Genomic DNA, 24,157 nt, shown 5'->3' with positions numbered 1-24,157 from the left:
ATGGAAAACGCTAACATACAGTGGATATCAAGCACGAAAGAATCCGTGTGGCAAGAAAAGCTAGTGTCTAATAATGGCAGCGACGCTGCAAACCTTGCTTTCACTGATGAAACATTTCAAATGGTGGAAGGCTTCGGTGGATGTTTCAATGAGTTAGGTTTCGCCGCGCTTGCGCATTTGTCAGAAAAGGAACGCGGGCAGGTTCTACACTCCCTGTTTCATCCGGATGGAGACCATAAGTTCAGTATTTGCCGTCTTCCGATCGGCGCAAGTGATTACGCACTCGAGTGGTATAGTCTAAATGAGACAGATGGCGATTTTGAAATGAAGCATTTCTCCATCGAGAGGGATCTGAAATATTTGATTCCGTATATAAAAGAAGCTTTAAGCTATAATCCGGATTTGAAGTTTTTCGCCTCCCCTTGGAGCCCTCCAACTTGGATGAAGTTCCCAAAAGTCTATAACTATGGCACATTACGTTGGGAAAAAGAGATATTAGCGGCATATGCGCTTTATTTCGTCAAATATGTAGAAGCATACCGCAATGAAGGGATTACGATTCATCAAATTCACGTTCAAAACGAAGTTGTTGCTGATCAAAAATTCCCATCCTGTTTGTGGACAGGGGAACAGCTCCGCGATTTCATTCGAGATTACTTGGGCCCTGCATTCGAGAAGCATGGGATTGATGCTGAAATTTGGCTGGGAACGATTAACGCGCCAGAACCGTGGCAGGAATGGTTGAAAAAATCGTCGTCTGATTTCAATGCCTATGCTTTTACGGTGCTAAGTGATCCTGAAGCTTACAAGTATATTAAAGGTGTTGGCTACCAATGGGCTGGAAAATACGGAATCCAACGAACTGTACAAAGCTATCCGGAACTACGTTACATGCAGACAGAAAATGAATGTGGAGACGGTACGAATACTTGGGATTATGCCAAATACATCTTTAATTTGTATCAGCATTATTTCACGAACGGCGTGAACGCCTACATCTATTGGAACATGGTGCTTGAGCCGAAGGGACGCAGCACATGGGGCTGGGAGCAAAATTCGATGATCACGGTAGATCCAGCGACCAAGGCAGCGACTTTTAACCCAGAATATTATGTGATGAAGCACTTCTCCCACTTTGTTTCTCCAGAATCTGTACGCATAGGTTTAAAAGGCCCATGGACCGGAAATGCGCTTGCTTTTGAAAAGCCGAACGGAGATAAAGTGGTCGTGATCGCCAATTCGTTTGCAGAAACAAAGGCTGTTCGTTTATCAGAGGGAACAAAGGTTCATACATTTGAACTTGAACCAGATTCGTTCAATACGATTGTGTTTAATGGAGGAAATGGGCGATGAAGGAGCTGCTTTATGGTGTAGCGTATTACAGGGAATATATGCCGTATGAACGATTGGATCAAGATATCCAAATGATGAAGGATGCCGGTATTAATCTGGTGCGCATTGCCGAATCGACTTGGAGCACGCATGAACCGCAGAACGGGGTATTCGAGTTCTCACATGTCGATCGGGTGCTGGATGCGATGTATGAAGCCGGGATCAAGGTCATCGTGGGAACTCCTACGTATGCGATTCCCACTTGGATGGTCAAGGAACATCCTGACGTTCTGGCCGTTACTCCGAAGGGGCCTGGACGTTATGGGGCTCGTCAAATTATGGACATTACGAATCCAACGTATTTGTTTTATGCCGAAAGAATCATTCGTAAGCTAATCGGACATGTCCAAGATCACCCTGCGATTATCGGTTACCAGGTAGATAACGAGACCAAGCATTATCAAACTGCGGGTTCCAACGTCCAGTTCATGTTCGTGAAATATATGAAAGACAAGTTCGGGACCCTAGAACGTCTCAATGAGGAATTCGGGTTGGACTACTGGAGTAACCGAATAAACAGCTGGGAGGATTTCCCTTCTGTCGTCGGTACGATCAACGGCAGTCTAGGGGCGGAATTCGCCCGATTCCAAAGGAAGCTCGTCACTGATTTCCTAGCTTGGCAAGCATCTATCGTTAATGAATATAAACGGCAAGGTCAGTTTGTTACGCATAACTTTGATTTCGAGTGGAGAGGTTACTCCTTCGGTGTCCAACCGGATGTAGACCATTTTGCTGCGTCGGCGTCTTTGGATATAGCGGGAGTGGACATTTATCATCCTTCGCAAGATGAACTGACTGGAACCGAAATTTCTTTTGGCGGAGACGTTACCCGTTCTCTAAAAGGAACCAATTATTTCGTATTGGAAACGCAGGCACAAGCTTTTCCTAACTGGACTCCTTACCCAGGACAATTAAGGCTTCAAGCATTCAGTCATCTGGCCTCTGGTGCTAATATGGTCTCTTATTGGCATTGGCATTCGATACACAATTCAGCCGAAACCTACTGGAAGGGCTTGCTAAGTCACGACTTCGAGTCGAATCCTGTTTATGAAGAAGCCAAGACCATCGGCAGAGATTTTAATCGATTGTCGCCGCATCTTGTGAATCTGCAGAAATCGAATCGGGTCGCGATGTTGGTCAGCAATGAGGCTTTGACGGCGATGGAATGGTTCCCTCTGCCCGGTCGTCAAGTCAACTATAACGATATTGTTCGGCTTATGTACGACGCTTTATATAAAATGAATATCGGTTGTGATATCGTTCATCCGGACAGCGATAGGTTTGAGAACTATGACCTGATTCTAGTTCCAGCCTTATATGCAGCATCAGATGAACTGCTGGAGCGGTTGAACGCTTTCGTCAGAAATGGTGGGCATGTCGTATACACGTTTAAAAGCGGCTTCACCAATGAACATGTCAAAGTCCGCACCACACTTCAACCAGGCGCTATCGATGAAGCTTGCGGTGTCCGCTACAGCCTATTTGTGGAGCCGAAATCCGCTTCATTCAAGGGTGACCCTTTTGAAGTTGGACCGGAGGACAACACAGTGAACACATGGATGGAACTGCTTACTCCTACGACAGCGGAAGTATTGGCTTCTTATGACCATCCTCATTGGGGAGCGTATGCGGCTATTACAAAGAACCGCTATGGGAAAGGCACTACGACTTATGTTGGCTGTCTGCCGAGCGCTGCCGTGATGAGCAAGGTGCTGGAAACGACAGTCAAGGATGCCGGACTATGGGGGAAGGATCAAGATACTCAGTATCCTCTTATTGTGAAGTCGGGTGTAAATGACCAAGGGAAGACCGTTCGTTACTATTTCAATTACTCGGATCGTACCGAGACGTTGAAGTATCCGCATGCGGAGGGGAAAGAATTGTTGAGCGGACAGGCAGTGAAGCAAGGGGAGGTCAGGGAGCTGACTCGCTGGGGAATTGCGATTATCGAAGAAGCGTAACTGCTGAGGATATATAAAGAAGACTGCCCAGTGAGGCAGTCTTCTTTTGTGATTCTTGGCAACGCAGTCTGCTTTTGTTTTTTGCGCATACGGATCATTCCACGAGAATAAGAGCCCCTAGTAGCTTCTATTTCGAGAAAAAGTGGCTAATGGTAGACGATAAGAGTCTCCAGAGACTCTTATTTGATGCCGAGCACTTCACATACGGATCATTTCGCAGAAATAAGAGTCCCTAGTAGCTTATTTCGAGAGAAAGTAGCTAATGGTGATAGATAAGAGTCTCCAGAGACTCTTATTTGATGCCGAACACAGCGCATGTGGATCATTCCGCAGAAATAACCCACCCAGTAGCTTCTAATTCAACTAAAAGTGGTTAAAGGGTTTCGATTGAAAAGCCGTAATAGGCTATATCACTTTTTGACCTAGTCTATTGCTGCATTTGCATGATTCGCTCGCGAAGATAGTCTCTCGATGAAATGCGTATCGACCTTGATCTTAGTGCCAGCACTTTGCTCTAACTCAATCGATTCAATAAGCAGATCCACAGCGAGATAAGCCATTCTCTGTTTTTCCACATGGACGGTCGTTAACTCTGGCGAAACAATAACCGCTTCGGAGATATTGTCAAAACCGATAACGGACACATCATCTGGAATTCGGTATCCGAGTTCGTGAAGTGTCTTCATTGCGCTGATGGCGATATAATCGCATTCGCAAAATAGAGCGGTCGGCAAACGATGCCCTTCCTTCAGGAATGCGGTCAACTGAGCTTTGAGCGAATCTTGGGAGGAGAGGATGGTAGGCGCAACGGAAAATCTGTGGGTATTCAAAATCTCCCTGCCATGTTCTTGAATGGCTGAGGTAAAGCCACGCTTTCTCTCCTCGAAATTATGAATTCTCACATTCGATTCAATATAGCCAATATCGGTATGCCCTATCTCACAGAGATGAGTGCCGGCCTGATAAGCGCCCATAAAATTGTTAATCTCTACAAAATGAATCGGCAGCGTATCAAAGCAGGTGTCCAAAACAACGAGAGGCGATTGAAGTTTATTGGCAATATCTGCGATTTGCTCCCTATTTAAGTTCGTACCTAGAAGGACGACGCCATTGCTTTTCTTTTCCTCTGCAACCATCCGAATATCCCTCTCCAAAAACTCCATATCGATGGAAGAAAAAAGTAAGGAATAGCCTTTCGTACGGCATCGTTCCTCTATGAATTGGATAAGTTCCCTAAAGAATGGTTGTTGATAAAACTGCTCTAATACGATTCCAGAGTTTGAAATGACTAAAAAGGTAAGCGATTTAGCTGTATGGTCAATGGATGGGGATTTTGCTCTAGGGAGGTATCCGCTTTCCTGTGCGATTTGCAGGATGCGGTCACGTGTTTCTGGACTGATTCCAGGCTTTCCACTGAAAGCAAAGGATACGGCAGATTTTGAAACGCCTGCTAATTTTGCAATATCTTCCATCTTCATTATCGGATTCCTCATTTCATGTTAACTAATTCGTTAAGTAAGTTTAGTTTACAACGATTGATAAACATATACAAGATGAATCTAATTTGTTTAGTTAAGTTTAGTTGCTATAAGACTAAATTTTTATTTTAAATAGCTAAAATAAGTCGTTGACACCTGAAATTTAGGGTGATAGGATGATTTTATAAAGATTGTTAAGTAAATTGTTTATAAAATTAATAACTAAACTTTTATTATAGTTTAGTTCATTTATTTGTATTCATCCTTATTGTGTTTAGTTGTTTATGCATCTATTTATCATTTGAATTTTAGAGGAGAGCCGTGACATGAAGAAATTTAAACTGGGATACGCCCCTACCCGTCGTTTTGTATTTAGCGCTGAAGATGCTTTCAAGTATAAGGTTCAAATCCGGGAGAAAATCGAAAGCTTCGGTTTGGACATCGACATCGTTGACTTAGAAGGATTGAATTCTGAGGGGCTGCTTTATGATGACCACATCAATGCGGATGCAATTATTGAACGTTTTAAAGAAGAAAAGGTGGACGCTGTCTTTTTTCCGCATTGTAACTTTGGTACCGAGGACACCGTAGCTAGGGTCGGTAAAGCGCTTGGAAAGCCCGTGTTGTTATGGGGGCCTCGTGATGAATCGCCTCTTGAGGACGGTATGCGTTTAAGGGATACACAATGTGGGCTCTTCGCCACAGGTAAAGTGCTTCGCCGATTTAATGTGCCTTTTACTTATGTGACCAACAGTCGGGTGAATGACCCGGTATTTGAACGTGGATTTATCAATTTCATTGCCGCTGCAAACGTGGTTCGTCAAATGCGTAACCTGCGTATTTTGCAGATTGGACCCCGACCAGCTTCATTCTTAACGATGATGTGTAACGAAGGGGAGCTGCTGGAGAGGTTCGGCATCGAGATTCATCCGATTACGCTAATTGATATTCAACGGACATCGAAACAGATTGAAAAGGGAAACAGTGCTGAGCTGAATGAAGCCATTGCTTACATCAAAGAAAAGCTTGATTATAGCGAAGTTACTGAGGATGACGTGAAACGCATTGCAGCCCTGAAGGTAGCTATGAAACAATACGCAACCAAAACCGGCAGTACAGCTATCGCCATCCAATGTTGGTCTTCCCTTCAAGATGCTATGGGAATTATGCCTTGTTTGGCCAATGCGATTCTAACGGATGAGCAGATTCCAGTAACCTGCGAAACTGACATTCACGGAGCAATTACCTCTATCATGGTGCAGGCTGCTTCGATGAATCAAGCTCCGACGTTCTTCGCCGACTTGACGGTCCGTCATCCTGAGAATCCGAACGGAGAGCTGCTCTTTCACTGCGGTAATTTCCCTGTCTCTCTCTCGGTTGAGGATAAGCCGAAGCTGCGCAAGCACTTCTTGTTCGACGACCATGCGCCTGGTACACACGAAGGGGAAATCAAAGGTGGCGGAATAACGCTGGCCCGCTTTGACGGCGACCATGGGGAATATCAATTGTTTTTAGGGCGTGCACAAGGTATCAAGGGTCCTTATACACGCGGTTCCTATGTATGGGTGGAAGTCAATGACTGGCCGCTATGGGAAGAAAAGCTGGTGAAAGGGCCTTACGTTCATCATGCCGTTGGGATTCATGCTAACGTGATTCCTGCACTTTATGAAGCATGCCAATATATACCAGGTCTATCTCCGGATCCAGTTGATCCGACTGTACAAGAAATTCAGGCGTGGCTGCGCGGCTCTGATCTGTAAACCAAAGCGTATGCTTACGAAGTCAGTTTTGCTAAAGCAAAACTCAGTTAAAGCTTACGAAGCTAGTTTTCCTACGGAAAACTCAGTTAATGCTTACGAAGTCAGTTTTGCTAAAGCAAAACTCTAAGGAGGATATTATGAACCATATAGAACTGAAAGCAAAAGCCATCCAGATCCGAATGGATCTGCTGAAGATGATACACGGAGCCAAGACGGGACATACCGGCGGTTCTCTCAGCAATACGGATATTTTAACGGCCTTATATTATAAAATTATGAAAATCGATCAACAGAATCCGAAATGGGCCGAGCGGGACCGCTTCATCGCTAGCAAGGGCCACTCCGTGGAATCACTTTGGTGTATCCTTGCCGACCTAGGATTTTTCCCGAAAGAAGAACTTGGGACCTTCAGTCAGTTCGGTACACGTCTGATCGGCCATCCTAACAATAAGGTGCCTGGGATTGAAATGAACACCGGTGCTCTTGGGCATGGGCTTGCTATTTCGGTAGGCATGGCGCTTGCAGCTAAACGAGATGGTAAGAGCTATCGGGTATTCTGTCTCATGGGTGATGGTGAGCAGGCAGAAGGCTCTGTATGGGAAGCAGCTATGGCTGGTCCTCATTTCAAACTTGATAATCTCGTGGGTATTATTGACCGAAATCGCCTGCAAATCAGCGGCAGCACGGAAGAAGTCATGGGGCTTGAGCCACTTGAGGAGAAATGGACGGCATTTGGTTGGAATGTTGTATCTATTGACGGTAACGATATGGAATCTCTGGTAGAGGCTTTCGCGGAAGTGCCAACTGTACCTGGAAAACCTACCTTGGTTATGGCCAATACGGTGAAAGGCAAGGGTGTTTCTTTTGCCGAGAATAACCCTGCGTGGCATCATCATGTACCAAATGATACACAGCTTTCGGAAGCATTGGCAGAACTCTCCGCGGCGCTTGAGCTATTGAGTCAAGAAGGGCAGGTGCGCTAAACATGAATACGATCCCTAATCGTCAGGTTATTTGCGAGACACTAATGAATCTAGCTGAAACCGATCAAGATATTATGGTTCTCACCAGCGATTCCCGAGGTTCCGCGGCTATGGCGCCTTTTGCCAAGGCGTTCCCAAATCAATTCGTTGAAGTCGGCATCGCCGAGCAAAATATAGTCGGTATATCTGCTGGTCTAGCTCATAGCGGGAAGAAGCCCTTTGTCACTTCACCGGCTTGTTTCCTAAGTATGCGCAGCATCGAGCAAATCAAAGTGGATGTGGCCTATTCTGGAACCAACGTGAAGCTTGTAGGCATAAGTGGAGGAGTCAGCTATGGCGCCCTTGGTATGTCACACCATTCTGTTCAGGATATAGCTGTAGCGCGAGCAATCCCGGGACTTGCGGTCGTATTGCCTGCCGATCGTCACGAAACGAAGAGAATGACTGAGGCTTTAGTTAAGCACCAAGGCGGCGTTTATGTTCGTATTGGTAGAAATGCTGTTGAGGATGTCTACGAATCCGATGACTATGAATTCATCATTGGCAAAGCGGTGACGTTGCGTGATGGCAAGGATCTGACGATCATTGCTACAGGGGAAACCGTTCGGGTAGCCCTCGATACGGAGAAAGCACTACAAGAGGTCGGAGTATCCTGCCGTGTCATCAATATGCACACGATTAAGCCGTTAGACGAAGAAGCGATCATTCGGGCTGCTAGAGAAACTGGGCATATCATTACGGTGGAAGAGCACAGTATCTTCGGTGGACTCGGCGCAGCAGTTGCAGAAGTAGTCGTCCAACATCAACCCGTTCCAATGCGTATAATCGGTATTCCGGATGAACCGGCCATCGCAGGCAAAAGCTCGGAAGTATTCAAGCATTACGGGATCCACACAGATAATCTCAAGCGTGTAGCGCTTGAAATGCTTGGCAAGTAGGTGGGCAGCTCATGATTGAAACCTATATCCTAGCCATAGACCAAAGTACATCGGGTACGAAGGCCTTGATCGTAGATCGTTCCGGAAGTATCATCGCCCGCAGTACGGCGGAACATAAGCAGAGTTATCCGCAACCTGGCTGGGTGGAGCACGATCCTCTTGAGATCTATAACAATGTCAAAAAAACAGCTCAACATGCCATGGAATTAGCCGGTATTGAAGCCATTCAGTTAGCAGGCCTGACCATCACCAATCAGCGAGAAACGGCCGTGGTTTGGGATCGAACATCCGGTTTGCCTGTCTATCCCGCTATCGTTTGGCAGTGTCAGCGGACAGCGGACCGATGCGCGGAGCTTAAGGCTGCCAACATGGAAGAAATCGTTCGAGCCAAGACAGGTCTTGTCCTCGACCCTTACTTCTCTGCCACCAAGTGGGGATGGATATTGGAGCATGCAGAAGGTGCTAGGGAGAAACTCGAACAAGAAAAGCTTCTGGCCGGTACGATAGACAGCTGGCTCCTGTGGAAGCTCACAGGGGGCAGCGTTCATGCTACTGACTATACGAATGCTAGCCGAACGTCATTATTCAATATTCATACGCTGGAGTGGGACAAAGAATTATGCGAATGGTTCCAGGTTCCATCTACCTTACTGCCTGAGGTTAAATCGTCAGATGAGATTTTCGGCTATACACAGGATCCTGAGCTATTCTCAGTAAAGATTCCTATCTCTGGTATCATAGGCGACTCTCAAGCCGCTTTATTTGGCAATCAATGTTTTGATACCGGTATGGCCAAAGCAACATACGGAACCGGCACCTCTGTACTCATGAACATTGGCAAGAAACATGATCAGCTTGGAAATGGCTTGGTGACTACCATTGCATGGGGGATGAGCGGCAGGATCACTTATGCGCTTGAAGCTATCATCCGAACCTCCGGCGATACGATTAAATGGGTTCGTGACCAATTGGGCCTCTTTAGCAGTTTTGAGGAGATGGAGGAATTGATAGCTCAAGCTCCGAATAACGAAGGTGTATACCTAGTGCCGGCTTTCGTCGGACTAGGCGCTCCTTATTGGGACCCCTACGCCAGGGCGGCAATTATGGGGATGAGCAGAGGAAGTGGAAAGTCACACATCATACGTGCAGCGCTAGAGAGCATTGCCTACCAAGTAAATGATGCGGTAGAGCTGATGCAATCTGAATCCGGCATCCAGCTGAAAGAACTGCGCACAGATGGAGGCGCTTCCGATAACGCCACCCTCATGCAGTTTCAAGCAGATGTGCTGGAACGCAGCGTCATCAAATCGGAGGTTGCCGAGCTTTCTGCGATGGGTTCTGTATATTTGGGAGGGCTAGGGGTCGGTTATTGGTTATCGCTTGATGAGCTTAAAAACCGTGGCCAATCTTATTCCGTCTATGAGTCAAAGATGAAGAAAAACATACGTGAACAGCATATCACTGGATGGAATCATGCGGTAGCTTCGGTACTATGCACAAATAAAAAGGCGGAGGCGTAGACAATGACGTTAAATGAAGAGTCGAAGATCGGTCAAATTTGGGCGAGTCCAGCAGGTCGAGCCGTGCTTTTGAAATATTTACCTCATCTGAAGGATTCCCCATTTCTTTCGTTCATTAAGAAAAATACGTTGCTATCGTACAATGCGTTCAATCCAGCTTGGATAATAGCACCGGAATTGATGGAGACAATACTCACAGAGTTGTCCCTAATCGAAGTTGAAGCAGAAACGGAGGAAGATATCACTCCAGCGCTCGTTTATGAGAATGACACTGTAGCTCTGGGGTCGGCGATAACCAATGCGCCCGATCAAATCGAAAAATGGGGCGTCTACGAGCTAACGCTTCAAGGGCCGCAACATGGCAATCCGTTCGTAGAAGTAAGATTGGAAGCCGAATTCAGCTTCAAAGGCCGAATTGTCCGGACTCAAGGTTTTTATGACGGGCAAGGTATTTATCGGATTCGTTTTATGCCGGATGTGGAAGGAACATGGACATACAGAACCAATTGTAACGCACGTTCCCTTTGTGGACTGACCGGGCAGTTTATATGTACAGGCCCTACTGAGGGGAACCATGGACCAGTACGGGTGAAGCATACCTTCCATTTCGCTTACGAGGATGGGACGCCATATATTCCGGTCGGGACCACCAGTTACGTTTGGACCCATCAAGGCGATGAGTTGGAGGAGGAGACGTTAGCTACGCTTAAATCTGCCCCTTTCAATAAGATGCGTATGTGTGTCTTCCCGAAATCCTATCAGTTCAACGCGAATGAGCCTGTTTATTACCCTTACGAGGGTTCCGCCCCGGAAGATTGGGATTATACGCGATTCAATCCTGCCTTCTTTCAGCACTTGGAAAATAGAATCGCAGAACTCGGGAAGCTTGGAATCGAAGCAGACTTGATTTTATTCCATGGTTATGACCGTTGGGGTTTCTCCGAAATGTCCAAATCCGCAGATGACCGTTACTTGCGTTATCTGACAGCCCGTTTATCGGCTTATCGTCATGTTTGGTGGTCACTCGCCAATGAGTACGATTTGATGTGGAAAAAGGAGACGGAGGATTGGGAACGCTTCGCTGAGATCGTAACGGAGAATGATCCATATCATCACTTGATCTCCATTCACAATTGTTTCGGTTTCTACGATTATAGTCGGCCTTGGATAACTCACTGCAGCATCCAGCGGGTTGATGTTTACCGGACTGCAGAAAATACCAACGATTGGCGGGAGCAGTGGCAGAAGCCTATTGTCATTGACGAATGCGCGTATGAAGGGAACATTGATCAGGGCTGGGGGAACATTTCCGGACAGGAAATGGTGCGCCGCTTCTGGGAAGGCGCCATTCGAGGCGGTTATGTCGGCCATGGTGAAACCTATTTGCATGACGAGGACATCCTTTGGTGGTCCAAAGGGGGGAAACTGTACGGAAGCAGCCCTGAACGGATCGGTTTCCTACGCAAAATCATGGAAGAGGGACCTACAGAAGGCCTGAATCCGTTAAAGTCCGAGTGGGATGTTCCGTCAGCAGGCGTTCCCGATGAATATTACTTGTACTATTACGGCTTTAACCAACCCAGTTTCAGAAAGATCAGCATGAAGCCAGGCATCCGTTATAAAGTGGATGTTATCGATACATGGAATATGACCGTTCATGAACAGGATGGAACTTATGAGGGAGCCTTCCGGATTGAGCTGCCTGGGACACCCTATATAGCCGTTAGATTAAGGAAGATATAGAGTTTAGGAGACAACAATAAATGACATGCAAGCTGACAACAGTTTGGCATGTCATTTTTTCTCAGTAGATAAGAAAGTATAAGTTTTATACTTTTGCTTCGCATCTACCTTGACAAACGCACTCGTCCCAGTGGGACGACGGAGTCGTTTATCCTTGATGAAAGAGGTTACATCGCAGGGTGATTTTATTCCTGTCTTCGTTGTACAATAGGGAGACCTTACACCTATAGAGGAGAGCGTCTTCATGCGAAAATTGAAATTATGGCTGAACTCCTTACGTTTCAAGCTTTTCTCTGGACTATTATTCACGATTGTTCCTCTTATCATCGTTCTGCTTATAATCAACCATTACTCGGCTCAAGTCGTTCGCAACCAAGTGGCCCAGTCCAATAAAAACATGCTGAGCTTATACATGGGGCAGATTGACCGCAATTTGCAGGAAGTGGACAACTTTTTGATTAACTTATCACAAACGAATTTGGATTTACTTGATTTGGATACGGACAGGATTGCAAATGAAAATAATTATATGAAAGCCAAACTTCGTCTGTTTCAAACAATCAATACCAGTGTCAGCTATTACAAGGGAATCGATTCGTTCTTTATATATTCCAGCCGAAACAAAGATCTGCTCATGACTCAAGGTTTCGGAAGCAGCTTTGAGGAGCGTAATCAGGTGGCAAAAGAAATTGAAACGATGCTGCAGGATAGCTCGGTGACTCCAAATGTTTATCGCTGGTATACTTGGCAATCGGAAGGCAACCATTATGTCTACCATGTGATTAAAACCGGTGATGTCTATGTTGGGGCATGGGTAGATGCAAATAAGCTGATGATCCCTCTTCAACTCATTAACCTGGGATCTAACGGTGCGGCGCTTTTAACCTCAGATCAACTAGAACCCATGAGTCACGGAGAATTAATTGAACAGAAAGGCATTCAATTAGCTCTAACTAATCAGGCATACACACTTTCGGGAACGAATGCGGATTATTTAGTTATGGGGGAACCGTCGAAGAAAGGTAACTTTTATTTATTCGCCTTAATCCCCGAGGAAACCGCTTTGGAGAATTTACCTTATCTTCAACGTATTTCTTCCATCATATCGATGGGAGCCATCGCATTTCTGCTGATGTTTGTCTTTTACATGAGAAAGGTGTTCTTGCTGCCGATCAGCCGAATCATTTTAGCAATGAGAAAATTAGGAGATGGCCGTTGGAATTCGCAAATCGAGCATTACCCGACATCTACTGAGTTTAGTATGATGAACGAAACCTATAACCGTATGATCACTGAAATTCAACATCTGAAAATTAACGTCTATGAAGAAAAATTAATGCATCAGCACGCGGAACTTAAGCATTTGCAGCTTCAGATCAACCCTCACTTCTTTTTGAATTCGCTGAACATCGTCTACAACTTGGCAACGGTAAAGGATTTCAAATTAATCCAGGAGATGACGAAGTGTCTTGTTGCTTACTTCCGGTTTATGTTCCGAAGTAATTCTTATTTGGTAACACTTAAGGATGAACTGCTTCATACCCAGAACTACTTGCGTATTCAAGAGCTTCGATTTCCGGGGATTTTATCGTATCAGATCGAAGCGCCAGAAGCTGTTCTTTCGCTGCAGATTCCTCCTCTTGTCATTCAGACGATGGTGGAAAATGCCATTAAGCATGCTGTTAATATGGATGAGCAGATTCGAATTGATATCCGGGTAAATACGGAGGAAGACGAAGAAAACCAATGGGTGGTTATTTATATCGAGGATACGGGAGCGGGCTTTCCGGATCAGATCCTGGAATTACTGAAGGGAAACATGGATTTGACTAGTGAGGAAGGGGAGCACATCGGGATCTGGAATGTCAAACGTAGACTACACTTGTTGTATTCCGATAAAGCCGCTATTGATTTCTATAATGAAGTCGGCAAAGGCGCTTGCGTGCGAATCCGCATACCCGCAGATGTTCCACCTACAGGAGGTGAGTAAAATGGTTCATGTGTTAATCGTCGACGACGAAGTGCACGCAGTGAGGGGATTACAGGCTGGCGTTGACTGGGACAAGCTCCATATTTCTACGGTTCACACGGCTCATAGTATGAAGCAGGCACAGGAGATCTTTGCCACATCTCCGATCGATTTGATGATCTGCGATATCGAAATGCCTCAGGGCTCCGGCATGGATTTATTGAGCTGGGTCAGAGAACATTATTCCCGAACAGAGACGATATTTTTAACGTGTCATTCCGATTTCTCGTATGCAAAGCGTGCGATCCAATTGGACAGCTTCGAGTACTTACTCAAGCCTGTGGATTACGAGGAGCTTGAAGATGTGATCCTGAAGGTTTTGGCCAAAATTAAAAAAGATCAGGAGCTTCTTTCTTTTGAGGAAACGTATAAGCATTATTACCAGCTATGGGAGTCCCATCAGCCACTGATGAAAGAACGTTTTTGGCAGGATCTGATCCAACAATCGATTCCCTCCACCAAGGACAAAATAACGGAGCATTTACAAAAGTATAATTTATTATCTTTGGATGCCATGCGGTTTGTGCTGATTATGATTCGCGTTAGGCGTTGGCATAAGAACCTGAATCAGCGGGATGAACGAATTATGGAATATGCGTTGAAGAATGCTGCGGAAGAGAAGATTACGCGAAACAACCAGCATACAGCGATCATTTCTCCGGATAATGGATGTCTGCTGATCATGGTTCCTTACGAACGACAACATCAAATGAGGGAGCTTCGAGAGGTCTGCGAGGAATACGTGCAATCTTGCAATCAATACTTTTACTGTGATCTATGCTGTTACATCAGCGAACCTGCCTCTCTTCATGAAGTCGTACCTATGGTGTGTAGGATGGACGATTTGGATCGAGACAATGTCTCTATGGTTAATGAAACCATTGTGCTTTGGGATGTGCGAAAAGGGGAGAGCAGGGTAGAGCTCCCATCTTTGAATGACTGGGCAGAGTGGATGAAGCAGGGGTCAAAGGAAAAGCTGCTAACTGAGGTTAAGTTATTGTTCAAATCGTTAAGGGAGACCAGAGAAGGAATTGGCGCTCCGCTCTTGCACAGCTTCTATCAGGATTTTCTCCAAATGCTTTTCTTTGTCCTTCAGATGAAGGGATTACATGCGAATAAAGTATTTGCAGCTAATCTATTCACTGAAAAGCCAGAATTGGTACTGAGATCAATAACCGCTTTGGAAGAATGGGTGCAATACGTCATCGAGGTGGCTATGAATCAGATCCATTCGACGGAAGGCGGCATGTCTGTTGTTGAAAAGGTGAAACAATACGTTGCGGCTCATATTTCCGTATCGGAATTATCCAGGGATGTGATCGCGGCACACGTATTTTTAAACCCAGATTATTTGACACGGGTGTTCAAAAAGGAAACGGGCTTATCGATTTCCGACTATTTACAGCAGCAGCGGATCCAATATGCCAAGGATTTACTTGCGGGCTCGGATAAATCCATTATCGATGTAGCGCTATTAGCGGGTTATTCGAATGTTTCTTACTTCTCGACGCTTTTCAAGAAAGCTGTAAGTATGAATCCCAATGAATATAGAAAGCAGTTTGAGAGAAGATAGAAAGACTCCGCCCTAAAACATAGGCGTGGAGTCTTTTTTTTTTCGAAAATGTCGGAAAACCTAAAGTATAAAGTCGTATTCGTGGTGAGCAGCCTAGTTTAACTTCTTCTATACTAAAGCTATAAAGAGAAGGAGTTGACACCGGATGAACACCAAAGCAGAAGTTTTATATGAAAACGCTAAGGTTGTAAGGAAGACGGGTACGCTGCAGAAGACGTTGAAAACGTTTAAACGCTACCGTGCGCTATTTCTAATGGTCTTGCCTGGCATGATTTATTTGATTATTAATAATTATCTCCCTATGTTTGGGATTGTGATTGCTTTTAAAAATATCAACTACCGCAAGGGGATATTCGGAAGTGATTGGGCTGGTCTCAAAAATTTCGAATATTTGTTTAAAACCGCTGACGCCTGGGTCATTACCCGAAATACGATACTGTACAATGGGCTCTTCATTATCATCAATTTGGCTCTGGCTGTCGCTGTAGCTATTTTACTGAATGAAGTGAAAAATCGGTTTATGTCCCGTTTTTACCAGAGTATCATTCTATTGCCGTATCTGATCTCCATGGTTATCGTCGGATATTTGGCACTTGCCATGTTGAATGGAGAGAACGGATTCCTCAATCATCATATTTTACCGCTATTCGGAATTGATCCTATCTCCTGGTATTCAGAACCTAAATATTGGCCATACATCTTAACACTGGTTAACATTTGGAAGAATGTAGGTTACTTATGTATCATCTTCTTGGCAGCCATTGTTGGGATCGATAACGAATATTATGAGGCAGCGACGCTAGACGGCGCGAACAAATGGCAGCAAATCCGCACGATAACGCTACCGCTTCTATCACCGGCAATTATTATCATGGCATTGTTAAGCATTGGACGCATCTTCTACTCTGATTTCGGTTTGTTCTATCAGGTGCCTTTAAATTCAGGCCCATTACAGCCAACGACGGATGTTATCGACACGTATGTATACCGGGGGTTAATGACGCTTGGCGACATCGGAATGTCTTCAGCGGCAGGATTTTACCAGTCAGTCGTGGGATTCGTGCTGGTGCTAGTATCCAACTTTATCATTCGCCGCAAAAGCCCGGAACAAGCTTTATTCTAAAGAAAGGAGCGTGCTATCATGAAATCGAATCACATGAATCAATACGCGGTTAACTTGATCTTTATTCTCATGGCCTGTGCCAGCATCTTCCCATTTGTCCTGCTTGTTATGGCCTCCTTTACCGATCAGAAAGCAATTATCAACGAAGGTTATTCACTCTTGCCAAGTGTGTTTAGTCTAGAAGCGTACAAGTATATGATGAAGAGCTCGGCTTCGTTGTTTCGGGCTTATGGCATCACGGTTTTCATTACGATCTTCGGGACGGCTGTGGGCTTGGCTATCTCGACGATGCTCGCCTATCCTTTGTCACGCAGTGATATGCCGCTTCGCAAAGTGATGTCGTTTCTCGTATTTTTCACGCTGCTCTTTAACGGCGGACTTGTGTCGACCTATCTGATTTACACCGAATTTTTCCATATTAAAAATACGATTTGGGCGCTTATCATCCCTGGATTGCTGACGAACGGCTTTTACATTTTACTAATCCGAACGTTCTTCAGCACTTCGATTCCGGCAGCAATTATTGAATCGGCGTATATTGACGGCGCTTCCGAATTCAAGATTTTTTACCGTATCGTGCTCCCGTTATCGCTTCCGATTCTGGCTACCATTGGACTGATGCTGGGTATATCATATTGGAACGATTGGTTTAACGGATTGATCTTTGTAACCGACAGCAAGCTCTTCAGTATTCAAAATATGCTGAATCGGATGCTGAGCGATATTCAGTTCCTTCAGAAGAGCAGCATGACCAATGCTTCACAAGCATCTTCGAACATACCGACAGATTCGGTTCGCATGGCTATAGCTGTTATCGGAATCGTTCCGATCTTCTGCGCCTATCCATTCTTCCAGAAATTTTTTGTCAAAGGTCTTACGCTTGGTGCTGTAAAAGGTTAACGACCGAGGCTACTCTTGAATCCCTTCGGATTCGATTAGTATAGATCAACCATTATTCATATACATTAGGGGGATTATGAACCATGGAAAAGAAATGGAAAAGAGCTAGCGGATTATTAAGTGTTGTTCTTGCAACGTCGACCTTGCTTTCAGCTTGCGGCAGCAGCACTAGCGATGATGGGAATAAAGCAGCGACAGATAGCGCTAAGCCTGCGAATTCCAAGCCATATGAAATCACAATGGCGTATATACAGCTGAATGATATGCCGGACACGAATCTCGTGGCTGAGGCAATCAGCAAAATTACCAAAGAAAAAATCAATGCAACCGTTAAATTGGTGCCTATCAGTATTTCCGCTTGGACACAACAAATGAATCTGATGCTGGCAGGAAGCGAGAAGCTTGATCTAATGGTCTCTTCCTCTATCATTGGCAACTTTGGCAGCCAAGTCGCTAAAGGTCAATTAGAGCCATTAGACGATTTGCTTAAGAAGCATGGAAAAGGTCTTGTAGACACGGTGGGAATGGATTTGATTAATGGATCCAAGATCGACGGAAAAGTATACGGGGTTCCAAGCTTGAGGGATATTGGCTCCGACAATGGCATCATTATGAGAAAAGATTTGGTGGACAAGTATAAGATTGATTTGAGCAAAGTCAAAACTTGGGCGGATCTGGACCCTGTGTTCCAAACGATCAAAGATAACGAGCCAGGATTAGCGCCATTGGTTCAGCAAACGAACAATAATATGCCGGGAACCAATATGTACAACTCTATCGTGGATACATTAGGGGACAACCTGGGTGTACTTGCCGATCCGGGGAACAGCACCAAAATCGTGAATCTGTTCGAAACGAAGGAATTTACAGATGCTGTTGCATTAGCTCGTAAGTGGTATCAAGCCGGTTATATTTTGAAGGATATCGCTACTTCGCAAGAAACAGGAGTTAACTTGGTCAAAGCGGGCAAGGCGTTCTCTTATACATCGAATATGAAGCCTGGCTTTGAACAGCAGGAAAAGAATTTGTCCGGAAAAGACATGGTTGCTGTTCGTTTGACGAAACCTTTGCAAACTTCCGTATCGATCACAGGTTTCATGATGTCAATCACGAAGAACAGTCAAGACCCTGAGAGAGCTATGCAATTCTTGAACATGATGTACACCGACAAGGACATTGCCAACTTGGTCTCCCTGGGTATTGAAGGTAAACACTATGTGAAAAAAGCGGATAACATCATTACGCTACCAGATGGCGTCAAGCAAAGCGGTTACCAATTCAACCAATGGGAAGTCGGCAATAACTTCCTGACTTACGTTTGGGAAGGTACAGATCCGAAAATTTGGGATTTGACAAAAGCGCACAACGACAAGGCCATTAAGTCGAAAGCAGTCGGCTTCACATTTAACGTGGATCCGGTTAAAACAGAACTTGCTGCTGCGACTAATGTGATCAATCAATATAAAGTAGGCCTGGAAAGCGGTACGTTAGATCCGGCATTGACTGCCGAATTCAATGCGAAGCTCAAAACGGCCGGTCTTGACAAGATCATCGCTGAGAAACAAAAGCAAATTGATGCTTGGGCTAAAACCGCAGGTAAATAAGGATGAACTTGAACCGTACTCTACAACAGGTGGGGTACGGTTTTTCTTAAATTGATCGTGCATTCAGAGCAGGAGGTTTAAACGTCATGTTTAAAGTAATGGATCTTCGTTGTGAATATCAAGTGAATCCGATTGGGTTAGATCTCAAGACTCCAAGGATTAGCTGGCGGTTGCAATCCTCTGAACGAGCAGCGGTGCAATCGGCTTACCGCATTGAAGTGGCAGAAGACGCAGATTTTAAGCGGTCGGTTTGGGACACTGGGAAAGTGGATTCAGATCAATCCGTTCATGTGGAATTAAAAGGGCTTCAAACAGCTTCGCGCAAAAGGTATCACTACCGCGTTCAAGCTTGGAACCAGCAGGGACTAAGTTCTGGCTGGTCTGATCAGGCTATCTTTGAAACCGGATTCATAGATTCTTCGGAGTGGTCGGCTGAATGGATCAGTGCTCCCGCAGCAGCGCTCCCAGCGGGCGCCGATCAAGTTCCAATGTTTCGACGGGATTTTCTCATTGATGGAGAAGTAAGTGCGGCCCGTGTCTACGCCTCAGCACTTGGCATTTATGAATTAGAGTTGAATGGGAAACGAGTAGGGGACCACTATTTTGCCCCGGGATGGACCAGCTATAAGCATCGCCTTCAATACCAAACATATGATGTTACGGAACTGCTGAGCAGCGGAAAGAACGGAATTGGCGCCTTATTAGGCAGCGGTTGGTATAGAGGTGTTCTTGGCTGGGACGGGAAAAACGAGCATTACGGAAACCGAACTGCACTTTTGGTACAAATCCACATTGATTATGCGGATGGAAGGCAAGAGGTTATTGTTTCTGATAACCGTTGGAAAGTGTCAGGAAGTCCGATCTTGATGTCGGAAATCTATGACGGTGAAACGTACGATGCGCGGCTCAAGCGGTCTAATTGGAGCTGTGGAGATTATGATGACGGCGGATGGCAACCTGTCGATGTGATCGAACAAAGCAAAGATGTTTTGGTGGCACAGGAGAACGTACCCGTACGTAAAATCGAGAGCATCCAACCTATCAATCTCATCACGACCCCCAAGGGCGAAACTGTCATCGACATGGGTCAAAACATGGTCGGATGGATCCAGTTTACCGTGCAGGGAGACGCTGGTCAGGAGGTCAGCATCCATCATGCCGAAATATTGGATTATGAAGGCAACTTCTACTTGGACAACATCCGTAAAGCGAAGCAAACGATCCGCTATGTGCTCAAAGGAGGAGAGAGAGAAACTTTCGAACCTCATTTTACTTTCCAAGGTTTCCGGTATATCAGACTTGTCGGGTTTCCAGAACCGATCCGTCTTGAAGATTTTACAGGTATCGTGCTGCATTCAGATATGGAAACAACGGGAGAGTTTATATGCTCCGATCCGCTTGTCAACCAGCTTCAGCATAATATACGGTGGGGGCTGAAAGGGAATTTCCTGGATGTTCCTACAGACTGCCCGCAAAGAGACGAGAGGTTGGGTTGGACAGGGGATGCTCAGGTATTTGCCCGTACGTCCGCCTATTTATCGAACGTAGTGCCTTTCTTCCGGAAATGGCTGCATGATTTGAAGGCCGAGCAAGCGGAGCTTGATGGAGGCGTGCCGTTTGTGGTTCCCAATGTTTTGAGTGAGAAAGCGCAGTCTGCTTCTGCTTGGGGGGACGCGGCGGTCATCATTCCATGGACACTCTATTTATGCTATGGAGATAAGCGCGTGTTGGAAGAACAATACGACAGTATGAAAGCCTGGGTAGAATTCATTAGGCGTCAAGGCAACAACGAATATTTGTGGAATTCCGGCTTTCACTTCGGGGATTGGCTTGCTTTGGATTCTCGGCCAGACAGCTATATAGGGGCTACGGCGCGGGATTTTGTCGCAACGGCCTACTATGCTTATTCCGTGTCGTTGGTGCAGAAAGCGGCCGCGGTGCTAGGTAGATCAGAGGAAGCGGGACGTTATGCAGACCTGCATACGCGCATTATCGATGCTTTTACACAGGAGTTCGTCACGCCAACTGGTCGTTTATCTGTGCCTACTCAAACGGGGCAGGTGTTGTCTCTTATGTTTGGACTTGTCGAGGGCGAAGCCAAGGAACGTGCCGTCCACAAGCTGCTAGAATTGCTCGAAGAGGAGAAGTTTCATCTTACTACCGGATTTGTCGGCACTCCTTATTTGAACCACGTGCTGAGCGATAACGGCAAATCGGAATTCGCGTATAAGCTGTTACTTCAGCAGGATTATCCGTCCTGGCTGTATCAAGTGACCAAAGGCGCCACGACCATCTGGGAGCACTGGGATGGGATTAAGCCGGACGGCAGTTTTTGGAGTCCGGATATGAATTCCTTTAACCATTATGCTTACGGCGCCATTGGAGACTGGCTGTACCGTGTTGTTGCCGGAATTGATACGGATGAACAGCAGCCGGGTTATAAACGGGTGATCATCCGTCCTCAGCCTGGCGATGGCATGACATGGGCAGAGGGGCGTATCGACACGTTGTACGGAGAGGTTAGCTGCCGCTGGACGAAATTGGATGGTGAACGATTAGACATTCAGGTGGTGATTCCGCCGAACGCAACGGCTGAAATTCGCCTCCCTTACGCTCCAGCGGATGGTGTGACAGAAAGCGGAACAGCTCTCATGCAGACACCAGGCATTTCCAATGTTGAGGTTACGGATATGGGTGTGAGCTTGGAAGCAGGCTCCGGTCAATACAGCTTCAGTTATGTGTTGACGCAGTCTATTCCGCCACTTCCGGAAGTAAAGCCGTTTGTATTTGGCTAAGAGCTGCATGGATTTGTTTGAAAAAAACTAAACTTAATCTTTTGGAGGAGAATCCGATGAATTCGAAAATTCAAGAACTAATTTCCAAATTGACGCTGGAAGAGAAGGCGGGCTTATGCTCGGGTTTGGATTTCTGGCATACGAAGGGCATAGAGCGTCTCGGGATCCCATCACTCATGGTGACGGATGGTCCTCACGGCTTACGGAAACAAAAAAAAGACGCGGATCACCTGGGTCTTCATAACAGTGTACCTGCTACTTGCTTCCCATCGGCCGCAGGCATGGCCGCTTCGTGGAATCGGGAGCTGATCGGCAAAGTAGGCGAGGCATTAGGGAAGGAATGCCAGGCGGAAGACGTTGCGGTACTTCTTGGCCCGGGAGCCAATATCAAAAGGTCGCCTCTGTGCGGCAGAAATTTCGAATACTTTTCGGAGGATCCGTACCTTTCTTCAGAAATGGCGGCCAATCACATCAAAGGCGTACAAAGTCAGGGTGTAGGTACTTCGCTCAAGCACTTTGCCGCGAATAACCAGGAGCATCGGAGAATGTCCGTTGATGCCGTCATTGACGAGCGGACGCTGCGAGAAATTTATTTGGCCAGCTTTGAAGGCGCTGTTAAGCAGTCACAACCGTGGAGTGTGATGTGTTCTTACAATCAAGTCAACGGTGAATACGCTTCGGAGAACGCATTTTTGCTAACTCAGGTTTTACGGGATGAATGGGGTTTTGAAGGCTTTGTTGTTTCAGACTGGGGTGCGGTTAACGAACGTGTAAAATCTCTTCAGGCTGGATTGGAACTGGAAATGCCTTCAAGCGCTGGCATCGGAGATGCAAAGATTGTTGCAGCAGTAAAAAGCGGCGAGCTTTCGGAGGAAACGCTGAACCTTGCAGTCGAACGGATGTTAACCTTCATCTTTAGGGCTGTTGATAGCAGTAAGACAGATGCTGTTTACGATACTGCAGCCCATCATATATTGGCTCGAGAAGCTGCACATGAAAGCATGGTGCTTCTCAAGAATGAAGGGGATATCTTACCGCTTCGCAAGCAAGGGGAAATTGCTGTAATCGGTGAATTTGCCAAGAATCCGCGTTACCAGGGCGGCGGAAGCTCCCATGTCAATCCGACCAAGCTGGACGATGCACTTGAAGAAATGATGAATGTCGCAGGTGATGCAGCGCAAATCATTTATTCACAAGGCTATAAGTTGGATAGCGATGAAATCGATGAAGATTTGGTAAGGGAGGCCAAGGAAATAGCGGCGAAGGCGGATGTGGCTGTCCTATTTGTCGGACTGCCAGATCGCTACGAATCGGAAGGATACGACCGTACACATATGGCCATTCCAGTCAATCATCGTGCACTGATCGAAGCGGTGGGGGAAGTTCAAAGCAACCTCATCATTATTTTAAGTAATGGCTCGCCGGTTGAAATGCCTTGGATCGGCAAAGCAAAAGCCGTGTTGGAAGGATACTTGGGGGGGCAAGCTTTTGGCGGTGCGGTAACAGACTTGTTGTTTGGCCTTGCGAACCCGAGCGGCAAGCTTGCAGAAACGTTCCCTGTGAAACTAAGTGATAACCCGTCCTTCTTGAATTTCCCAGGTGAGGGCGACAAAGTAGAATATAAAGAAGGCGTATTTGTCGGTTACCGTTATTACGACACCAAAGAGATTGAGCCTTTATTCCCATTCGGGTTCGGCCTTAGTTATACCAATTTCGAATACAGCGACCTGCGTGTAGACAAATCAGCGATCAAAGATAATGAGAAGGTTACCGTTCAAGCGACTGTGAAAAATACAGGGGACTATGCCGGAAAAGAAATCGTTCAACTCTACGTCAAGGATGTTCAGAGCAGTGTCAATCGTCCGCAAAAAGAACTGAAAGGCTTCCAAAAAATCGAACTGCAGCCAGGAGAACAACAAACAGTTACCTTTGTTTTGGATCAAAGGGCTTTCGCTTACTACAACGTTCAAATCGGCGATTGGCATGTGGAAACCGGGGAATTTGACATCTTACTTGGAAAATCTTCGCGAGATATCGAACTTCGTACAACGATCGAGGTCGAATCTACGGTCACCCTCCCAGGGGCGTATAATCGCAACTCACTAATCGGCGACTTGATGGCTAATCCGCTTACGGTGGATAAAGCAAAAGAATTTATTGGGAAATTCGGCTTTGACGCTCTCTTGGGCGACAACCCAGACATGCTGATGGCTATGATGAGATATATGCCGCTACGAGCAATGATTGGCTTTGGGCAAGGGCAATATTCCGAAGAGATGTTGGCTGACGATTTAAAAAACTTGAACGCCATTTTGGAAAGAAAAGTAAGCGTTAGTACGCGTTAAAAGGGGGAGACAG

At 45.9% G+C, this 24,157-nt stretch carries 15 protein-coding genes; 14 read left to right on the top strand and 1 reads right to left on the bottom strand.

The genetic code is table 11. The annotated features are described in order from the left end of the window. Both AC58UU_RS20435 and AC58UU_RS20430 read left to right on the top strand, forming a co-directional pair. Positions 1–1,353 carry a glycoside hydrolase family 30 protein gene (locus AC58UU_RS20435; protein WP_497318607.1) on the top strand — a complete coding sequence of 451 codons (1,353 nt, stop codon included), beginning with the start codon at positions 1–3 and terminating at the stop codon, positions 1,351–1,353. After that, positions 1,350–3,353, top strand: a complete 2,004-nt coding sequence (locus tag AC58UU_RS20430) for a beta-galactosidase (protein WP_497318555.1) — start codon at positions 1,350–1,352, stop codon at positions 3,351–3,353. Before AC58UU_RS20435 ends, AC58UU_RS20430 begins: the two co-directional genes overlap by 4 nt. Positions 3,354–3,775: 422 nt before the next feature. On the opposite strand, the gene AC58UU_RS20425 is transcribed toward AC58UU_RS20430, so the two are convergent. Then, positions 3,776–4,831 (bottom strand): LacI family DNA-binding transcriptional regulator, encoded by a 1,056-nt coding sequence (locus AC58UU_RS20425; RefSeq protein ID WP_497318554.1) that lies wholly within the window; start codon positions 4,829–4,831, stop codon positions 3,776–3,778. Between the two features lie 326 nt (positions 4,832–5,157). Between AC58UU_RS20425 and AC58UU_RS20420 the strand changes: the two genes are divergently transcribed. From AC58UU_RS20420 to AC58UU_RS20365, 12 genes are all read left to right on the top strand, one after another. After that, a complete protein-coding gene (locus AC58UU_RS20420) occupies positions 5,158–6,591 on the top strand; it encodes an L-fucose/L-arabinose isomerase family protein (RefSeq protein ID WP_497318553.1) in 1,434 nt (477 codons plus the stop codon). Positions 6,592–6,728: 137 nt separating this feature from the next. Continuing rightward, complete coding sequence (locus tag AC58UU_RS20415; RefSeq protein WP_497318552.1) at positions 6,729–7,574, top strand: transketolase; 846 nt, start codon at positions 6,729–6,731, stop codon at positions 7,572–7,574. A 2-nt stretch (positions 7,575–7,576) separates the two neighbouring features. Next, complete coding sequence (locus AC58UU_RS20410) at positions 7,577–8,512, top strand: transketolase family protein (RefSeq protein WP_497318551.1); 936 nt, start codon at positions 7,577–7,579, stop codon at positions 8,510–8,512. A gap of 11 nt (positions 8,513–8,523) precedes the next feature. Then, positions 8,524–10,032 carry a glycerol kinase GlpK gene (gene glpK, locus AC58UU_RS20405; RefSeq protein WP_497318550.1) on the top strand — a complete coding sequence of 503 codons (1,509 nt, stop codon included), beginning with the start codon at positions 8,524–8,526 and terminating at the stop codon, positions 10,030–10,032. Between the two features lie 3 nt (positions 10,033–10,035). After that, positions 10,036–11,775 carry a DUF5605 domain-containing protein gene (locus AC58UU_RS20400; protein ID WP_497318549.1) on the top strand — a complete coding sequence of 580 codons (1,740 nt, stop codon included), beginning with the start codon at positions 10,036–10,038 and terminating at the stop codon, positions 11,773–11,775. 244 nt (positions 11,776–12,019) lie between these two features. Next, positions 12,020–13,765: a sensor histidine kinase gene (locus tag AC58UU_RS20395; RefSeq protein WP_497318548.1), complete on the top strand. Its 1,746-nt coding sequence runs from the start codon at positions 12,020–12,022 to the stop codon at positions 13,763–13,765. A 1-nt stretch (position 13,766) separates the two neighbouring features. Continuing rightward, entirely contained in the window at positions 13,767–15,377 is a 1,611-nt protein-coding gene (locus AC58UU_RS20390) for a response regulator transcription factor (RefSeq protein WP_497318547.1), read from the top strand. Between the two features lie 145 nt (positions 15,378–15,522). Continuing rightward, positions 15,523–16,500: an ABC transporter permease gene (locus AC58UU_RS20385; RefSeq protein ID WP_497318546.1), complete on the top strand. Its 978-nt coding sequence runs from the start codon at positions 15,523–15,525 to the stop codon at positions 16,498–16,500. A gap of 15 nt (positions 16,501–16,515) precedes the next feature. Beyond that, positions 16,516–17,400 (top strand): carbohydrate ABC transporter permease, encoded by an 885-nt coding sequence (locus AC58UU_RS20380; protein ID WP_409372011.1) that lies wholly within the window; start codon positions 16,516–16,518, stop codon positions 17,398–17,400. 83 nt (positions 17,401–17,483) lie between these two features. Continuing rightward, entirely contained in the window at positions 17,484–19,004 is a 1,521-nt protein-coding gene (locus tag AC58UU_RS20375) for an ABC transporter substrate-binding protein (protein WP_497318545.1), read from the top strand. 86 nt (positions 19,005–19,090) lie between these two features. Continuing rightward, positions 19,091–21,799 carry a family 78 glycoside hydrolase catalytic domain gene (locus AC58UU_RS20370; protein ID WP_497318544.1) on the top strand — a complete coding sequence of 903 codons (2,709 nt, stop codon included), beginning with the start codon at positions 19,091–19,093 and terminating at the stop codon, positions 21,797–21,799. A gap of 56 nt (positions 21,800–21,855) precedes the next feature. Next, positions 21,856–24,144 (top strand): glycoside hydrolase family 3 C-terminal domain-containing protein, encoded by a 2,289-nt coding sequence (locus tag AC58UU_RS20365; RefSeq protein ID WP_497318543.1) that lies wholly within the window; start codon positions 21,856–21,858, stop codon positions 24,142–24,144. Positions 24,145–24,157: the final 13 nt, after the last annotated feature.

The sequence above is a fragment of the Paenibacillus sp. JT22N1 genome (genome assembly GCF_059692155.1).
This window is presented reverse-complemented; position numbering and strand designations above follow the sequence as displayed.